Genomic DNA, 7,098 nt, shown 5'->3' with positions numbered 1-7,098 from the left:
CACATTCCCGCGCTGGACTGGCAAGTAGGGCTGGATCAGCGCGTATTGATTTTCTGTTATCTCATTCATAACAGATACCTAGCATCAAATAGCACTAAGTAATAGTGTTAACAGGCCCTAGTTTGGAGGGGCGGCGAACACCATCAAGACCATAAACAAATGGCGCACCATAGGCGTTGGCAAAGATTGAATTACGCCCCCCAATATCAATGGAGTGTTCGGGATTGCGCGCATGCATCTTGTAAGTCGTCGGTACAGTCGAAATCAGATCCATCAGCATCTCTCGATCGATGCACACGTGCTCACCTTGTACCTTCGCTCCAGCGCGTTTCCAGTCGGTCAGCGCCACTGGGTCGCGGAATATGATGCCTGTTGTTTCAAGCACCGTCATTGCCGCATTGTGGATCTTTTCGACGCCTTCAGGGCCGAGCAAGTCTATCGGACCGATCTTGCGGTCTAATGTCGGTAGATAGACCGGAGCCGGGTTGGTGCGGGCCTCCACCCGCGCTGCGCGCCCCAAACGAGGTCCATTTCTAGCCAAAAGACTACTCCTTCCTGATCAGCCGCGAGCGCGGGCGCTGGTTGGGTCGAAAAGGCAGACGTCCACAACTTCTGCATCGCGCATCTCGTTGTGTATATTTACCTGCATCCTGGTGCCATCGATGGCGAATCCCTGCGGTACCAACGCCATCGCGATGTCGTGGTTGCAATAATAGGAAAAGCCGCCCGAGGTGACGCGCCCAATAAGCTTGCCATCCTTGTACACACCTTCGTCAGCTATCACTGAGGTGTCGCATGATGGAAGTTTCAAGGTTACGAGTACGTCGTAATTACCGTCCTTTTTTTGCGCCAGTAAAGCTTTGCTACCAACGAACTCGCGTCCATCCAAAGCGACAAACCGATCCAACCCAGCCTCAAACGGAGTCACATCCTTGCGCAGTTCGCGGTTGATGGCACGATAGGATTTTTCCAACCGCATAGATTCCAGCGCCTCAAGGCCAAAGGGTTTCACCCCTGCTTTCAAGAGCAAATCCACCAAGTGGCGGTTGTATCCAACCGGGTGATGCAATTCCCATCCCAACTCGCCAGTATAACTTACGCGCAGCATATGGACGTCTTTGGCATACCCAACTTCACCCATCTGCGCTGAAAGCCACGGAAAGCTAGCATTTGACAGATCATTGTCCGTTAGTGGTTGCAGGATTTCGCGCGCGTTCGGACCGGCCAGAGCGATAACACCCATCTGCTCCGACAGATCCTCCATGCTTACCGACCCATCGTTCGGAAGCTGACGGGACAGTTGATCCCAGTTATAAACTTGTCCGTTTGGGGTGCTGACCAGATAAAACTCATCCTCACAATAGCGTACCACCGTATATTCACCATCAATCCCACCCTGCGGATTGCAGGTCACTGAAAGGGTCATACGTCCGATTTTGGGAAGCTTGTTGGCCAATATTTTGTCAAGCCATGCTGCAGCACCTGGACCACGAACCATGAATTTGGTCATCGGTGACATTTCGATGAAACCGGCATTTTCCCGCGTGGTTTTCACCTCGGACTGAACGTATTGCATATGCTCTGTGCGGCAGTAGCTATGCTCAGGTACCGCCAATTCGGGTGACGGGGCGAACCAGCGCGGGAACTCGTAGCCGTTAAACGTGGTCCAAACAGCACCGTGTGAAGACAGCAAATCATAAGAGGGCATGGTTTTCAGCGGGCGGGCCGATGGAAAATCCTCGCCCGGGACGCGGGCGTTCATATGATTGCCCCAGGTCTCGCGCACTTTGTCCATGGTCCAGCGTTTGGACGCATAGTCACCAAATCTGCGCGGGTCAATTTCGGACATGTCGATACCCGGATCGCCATTGACGATCCAGCGCGCCAAGCGCTCGCCCATTGTGCCACCCCAGAGAATACCACCGGGCACGCCTTCCGCCAGCCACAAATTATTTTGGCCTGGCGCAGGGCCACAGAGCGGCAGTTCGTCCGGAGTCATCTGGAATGGCCCACGCGTGTTGGACTTGATACCGACCTCACCCAATGCTGGCACCCTTTCAATGGCACGTTCCCATTGGGTTTCCACCGCGTCAAAATCCTCTGGCAGGAGGTCAGCACCAAAAGTCGGCGGCACTTTGTCCTCGGCGAACAGTTTTAGATCTTTTTCAAACTCATAGGGGCCGAATTGAAAACCACCGACGTCCTCGCGCAGATAGGCCCCATAGTCCTCATCACGCAAAATCGGGAACTCCTTGAGCCCCTCCTTGCGACGGCGGATCAACTCGGGAACCGACTCCGTGGTCCAGTATTGATGCACAATTGGGATGCAGGGCAGATCGAGCCCGACGCGTCGTGCATTTTCGCGCGCGTAGTTTCCCGTCGCAAAGATCAGGTGCTCACAGTGAATGTCGCCCTGACTCGTGCTTACCTTCCATGTGCCGTCATCTAGCTTTTCATAGGCGGTAGCTTCGGTGTTTTGATAAATAGTTGCGCCCTGATCACGGGCCAGTTTGGAGAGTCCCATCGTGATGTCAGCAGGATTTATGTAGCCATCCTGGTCGTGCAAAATCCCGCCTCGAATATCTTTGCTCTGGGCCAGAAGCGGATGTACCTCGGCCACTTCTTCTGGCGTCAGAAGACGACAGGGTACGCCTGCCGCCTCAGCAATCGAAATATAGCTCTGAAATTCATGCCAGCGCTTTTCGGTATTGGCTACGCGCAATTGGCCCACCTTCCGTAACCCAACAGAGCTGCCCAATTTTTCCTCGACCTCACCGTAAATCCGGATCGTCTCCATTGTCATTCTTGAGATGTTGTGCGACCGCGAAAATGTGACCAACAGGCCAGCAGCGTGCCACGTCGACCCGGCGGTCAATTGTGTGCGTTCCAGCATCACTGCATCACTGCACCCATGCTGGGTTAACCCATAAAGGATTGACGCCCCGACACACCCACCGCCAACAACAACTTTGGTATGCGACTTCATTTTATGGCTCCACGGTCAATTTTCATTGGGTATTCTAGCGCGCTTCTCTTCGCTTTTGCTCTTCAAAAAGAGTCCCGGCTGATATAACCTGAAGTTATGCAAAATTTGCGCCGTACATTGCCGAGCCTTAACAATCTCTACGTCGTCGAGGCGGTGTCCAGGCATCTAAATTTCAGCCATGCGGCCAATGAACTGGCCATCTCACAACCCGCTGTCAGTAAGTCGATCCGTCAACTGGAACAAAATCTGGGTGTACAGTTGTTCGTCAGACAACACCGGGGATTATCGCTGACCACAAAAGGTGACGCTTTTGCCAACCAGATTCGCGCAGCCCTGATCGGCGTTGATCAAGCGACCCGGCAAATCCAATCCAGCGGCGACGGCCAAACAATAAGGATCAATGTCTCGTCCAGTTTTGTGTCGATGTGGCTGGTGCCCCGTATCGCCGAGTTCAGATCGCAAAACCCCAGTACGCTTTTTGAGATCACAGAAAACCACGGCGATCTTGGACAACACGCTTTAGCGGCTTGTGACTTCACCACGCGGATTGGCATGGGTGATTGGAATGATGCCCACAGCTGGCGGCTGGCACGTGAGCGGCTTTATGCGTTGGCCTCACCGGAATATGCAGCAGCGCATCCTGAGTGCATGCAACTGAAGACTTTGCAACAGGCAAACTTGATTCACGCAACAGAGCCCAACCGTTCGCGCATGGGATGGTCGGAATGGTTCGAGGCCGCTGGCGTACCATTTTCCGGCGCTACTGATGTGCTGTTTTCCGACCATCATTCGGCCATCCATGCCGCCCTTGTGGGGCAGGGCGTAACCCTAGGATGGCAGCATCTGGTTGGCGACTATTTGCAGGAAGGCCGCCTGGTGCGGGTCGCGGACACAATGGTGCAGACCGAGCAGAGCATTTATCTAATTTCACCCCGCGACCGCGTTTTACAACCTCACCACTTGTTGTTCCGGGATTGGGTGGTCGCACAATTCCAGCGGGATAATCTAAAGGCGGATGAAACGGGCCTTACGGTGTAAAACAATCAACAGATGCAACACGTCATTCCATGTAGGAAAATATGGCTGTGACATATATTTGTTGGCTGTGGTCGTTTAGGGAGAAGCTCCGTACTCGGCGAAGGCATTACCCGCGTTACTCTTGATAGTGGCCGTTCGAGCAGTCTGCAGCGTCGGTCAAGTTGTGCTCGTAGCAGCCATCAGAGCCCGTCCAGCATTGTCCCTTGCCCAACTTAGACGGACCTCGCGGGCGGCCCCAAGCCGGCATCCAACACTTTGCCTCAATGCTGCAATCGCAGCCCCGCATTGCAGACTTTCGCCGCGAACGCAAAATCCTGTTCGGGCCCAGCTCACACAATGCGGGATGGGGTGGATGGCTCCTGCTCCATCGGCGTCGCAATGCGCCATAGTGCAGTTGTCATGAACTGCTAGGAGAGGAACCACCCAATGCAGATTACAACAGTCGGTCTGGATCTAGCCAAGAACGTTTTCCATGTTCACGGAGTTACGCTAGATGGTGCCGTAGGGTTCGGCCTGTCTTTGCGGCGCGGCCCGATGATTTCGTTCTGCGAGTGTCTGAGCCATGTTTGAGCGGTATGGAAGCTTGTGACGCAAGCCAATACTGGGCGCGAGAACTGACCCAGCTGGGCCATGAAGTCAGGTTGATTGCACCTGTCTACGTGAAGCCCTACGTCAAACGCGGCAAGTCAGACTCTGCAGATGCAAAGGCAATCTGCGAGCCTGTTACGCGTCCCTCCATGCGGTTCGTCGAGGTATGGTCGCCTGAACAGCAGGCTATTCTGTCATTGCACCGAGCGGGCACCTAGTCGTTCGACAGAGAACCCAGACGACCAACATGCTGCGTGGTTTGTTGGCGGAGTTCGGCATCGTCTTTGCTCAGGCGTCGGTCACGCCGTCATGTTTGCAAAGCGTACAACTCATGAGCAGGCTCTGGACGTACCGCCCGTTGCGCTGGACACCATCATCGCCCTGAGCGAACAGATATTGGTCCTGCATGGGCGGGTGCTCCGGTATGGTCGCAAGCTGACACAAGCTGCAAAGTCCGAGCCCAGGATCGCCTTGCTTCAGACAATCCCAGGCATTGGGCCGATCACGGCGTCGTCTACTGTCGCGACGGTAGGTAGTGTAGCACAGTTTAAGTGCGGCAGAGACTTCTCGGCCTGGTTGGGGCCAACGCCGATCAACCGGTCGACTGGAGGCAAAGAGCGGCTGGGCCGCATATCGAAGATGCGTGACCGCTACATACGCCACCTGATGGTCGTCGACATGACCTCCCGCATGAAACAGATCAGAAGCACACCAGAGCGATTTGATCCCTGGTTTGCGGACCTGGTGGAGCGCAAACCCGCAAAGCTCGCGGCAGTAGCCATTGCGAACAAGACAGCGCGGATAATCTGGGCGGTGCTCACACGAAACGAGCCCTACAGGATCAGGACCGTCTGATACCGGAAAGAAAAGAAACAGAGAAAGCAAGACCAAAGAAGTGATGACAATGAGTCAGCCGCAATCTCAAGACACCCCGGGCTTTGTCCAGGACGACACCTGTCCGCTTGCGGGGATGGGGGCTTGGGTCGCGGAAACCATCAGGGCCAGCGGTCAAGTGCACCGCGCAAACAGGCCGAACACAAGACCGCCTCTGACAAAAATGCCGATCACCTCAAAATGTCTTGCTTTGCGGGAGCCAATGGTATGGACCCCGCCGCCCAAAATCGGCGTACCTTCGGATAGGAAAAAGGAGGAACATATCATGCAAATCACAAGGATCGGCCTTGATCTGGCCAAGTACGTATTTGAAGTTCACGGTGTTGATGCACTAGATGAGATCGTTTTGAGGAAGACACTGCGGCGAGATGCAGTTGCACAATTCTTTGCTGAACTTGAGCCCTGTATTGTCGGCATGGAAGCGTGCTGTGGGTCACATTACTGGGCGCGGGTTCTGACGGATTTGGGACACGAAGTGCGCCTGATCTCACCGCAGTTCGTGAAGCCCTATGTGAAATCCAACAAGAATGACCGCAATGACGCGGAAGCGATTTGTGAGGCCGTCGGCCGACCATCAATGAGGTTCGTGCCGCCAAAATCCGCCGAACAGTTGGAAATACAGGCTGTCCATCGTATCCGGCAGCGCGTGGTCGCAAATCGCACACGGCTGGTGAACCAGGTTCGCGGTCTACTTGGGGAACACGGTGTCGTTGTGGCACGGGATATCACCCGCATCCGGCGCGCCCTTGGTGAAATTGTCGATGGCCATGAGAGCACGTTTGGGGACATCTTCATTGAGATGCTGCGCGACATGCGTGATGAACTGGCCGAACTGGACAGCCGGCTCGCAGGTTACAATCGTCGAATCAAGAATTTGTTCCGCTCAAATGAGATGTGCCAGCGCATCGGTCAGATCGAAGGTATCGGCCCAATAACTGCCACTGCACTGGTGGCAGCAATCGGTGATCGATCTTGCTTCAGGAATGGGCGGCAATTTGCGGCTTGGTTGGGATTAGTCCCCAAGCAACATTCAAGCGGCGGAAAGGCTCGATTGTTCGGAATCAGCAAACGCGGCGACCGATACTTGCGAACATTGCTCATTCATGGTGCGCGAGCTGTGCTCAGTCGCGCCGCCGGGAAAACCGATGCGCGCAGTCAATGGATAGGGTGTATGCGGGAACGGCGGCATCCGAATGTCGTCGCTGTCGCATTGGCGAATAAGAATGCACGGATTGTATGGTCGCTCCTGTCAAAAGATCAGGAATACCGTCCGGGTCACACAGTGGCGTTCGCCTGATGCCTGCATCGGTAGGTTGACATAAGGAGGGGCATCTCAGGAATATTGCAATATCTGCCAAGAGATGGAAAAGGGTCACGCCCGTTGCTTCTCGAACCTGATGTGTGGATCGGCAAGGTCAGCACCGATGCCTTGGAGGCAATGAGGGGGAAGCAAGCGGAAATCCATCGGGGCTCGCGGCAACGATATATCGGGCCGCCTCAAGAAGCCGGATATACATCAGCAATCGCGACCTCGAAACCAGAACCAAACAGACCGTTGCAATCAGGCAGGGTCCATATATATCCACACAGGA

4 protein-coding genes and 1 pseudogene are annotated in these 7,098 nt (G+C 54.7%); 3 read left to right on the top strand and 2 right to left on the bottom strand.

Annotated elements, in window-relative coordinates:
• Positions 1 to 94: 94 nt before the first annotated feature.
• Both V6N04_RS18775 and V6N04_RS18770 read right to left on the bottom strand, forming a co-directional pair.
• Positions 95 to 541 (bottom strand): trimethylamine methyltransferase family protein, encoded by a 447-nt coding sequence (locus V6N04_RS18775; RefSeq protein ID WP_371171705.1) that lies wholly within the window; start codon positions 539 to 541, stop codon positions 95 to 97.
• Between the two features lie 18 nt (positions 542 to 559).
• Positions 560 to 2,986 carry a GcvT family protein gene (locus V6N04_RS18770; RefSeq protein ID WP_371171704.1) on the bottom strand — a complete coding sequence of 809 codons (2,427 nt, stop codon included), beginning with the start codon at positions 2,984 to 2,986 and terminating at the stop codon, positions 560 to 562.
• 96 nt (positions 2,987 to 3,082) lie between these two features.
• Here V6N04_RS18770 and V6N04_RS18765 point away from each other — a divergent pair, with 96 nt between their 5' ends.
• The 3 genes and pseudogenes from V6N04_RS18765 (at position 3,083) to V6N04_RS18755 (ending at position 6,803) form a co-directional block, all read left to right on the top strand.
• Positions 3,083 to 4,024 (top strand): LysR substrate-binding domain-containing protein, encoded by a 942-nt coding sequence (locus V6N04_RS18765; protein WP_371171703.1) that lies wholly within the window; start codon positions 3,083 to 3,085, stop codon positions 4,022 to 4,024.
• A gap of 426 nt (positions 4,025 to 4,450) precedes the next feature.
• Positions 4,451 to 5,467: pseudogene (locus V6N04_RS18760) on the top strand (IS110 family RNA-guided transposase).
• A gap of 304 nt (positions 5,468 to 5,771) precedes the next feature.
• A complete protein-coding gene (locus tag V6N04_RS18755; protein WP_371171702.1) occupies positions 5,772 to 6,803 on the top strand; it encodes an IS110 family RNA-guided transposase in 1,032 nt (343 codons plus the stop codon).
• Positions 6,804 to 7,098 lie beyond the last annotated feature (295 nt).

This window comes from Aliiroseovarius conchicola (assembly GCF_041403445.1).
GTDB classification, from domain to species: Bacteria; Pseudomonadota; Alphaproteobacteria; order Rhodobacterales; family Rhodobacteraceae; genus Aliiroseovarius; species Aliiroseovarius conchicola.
This window is presented reverse-complemented; position numbering and strand designations above follow the sequence as displayed.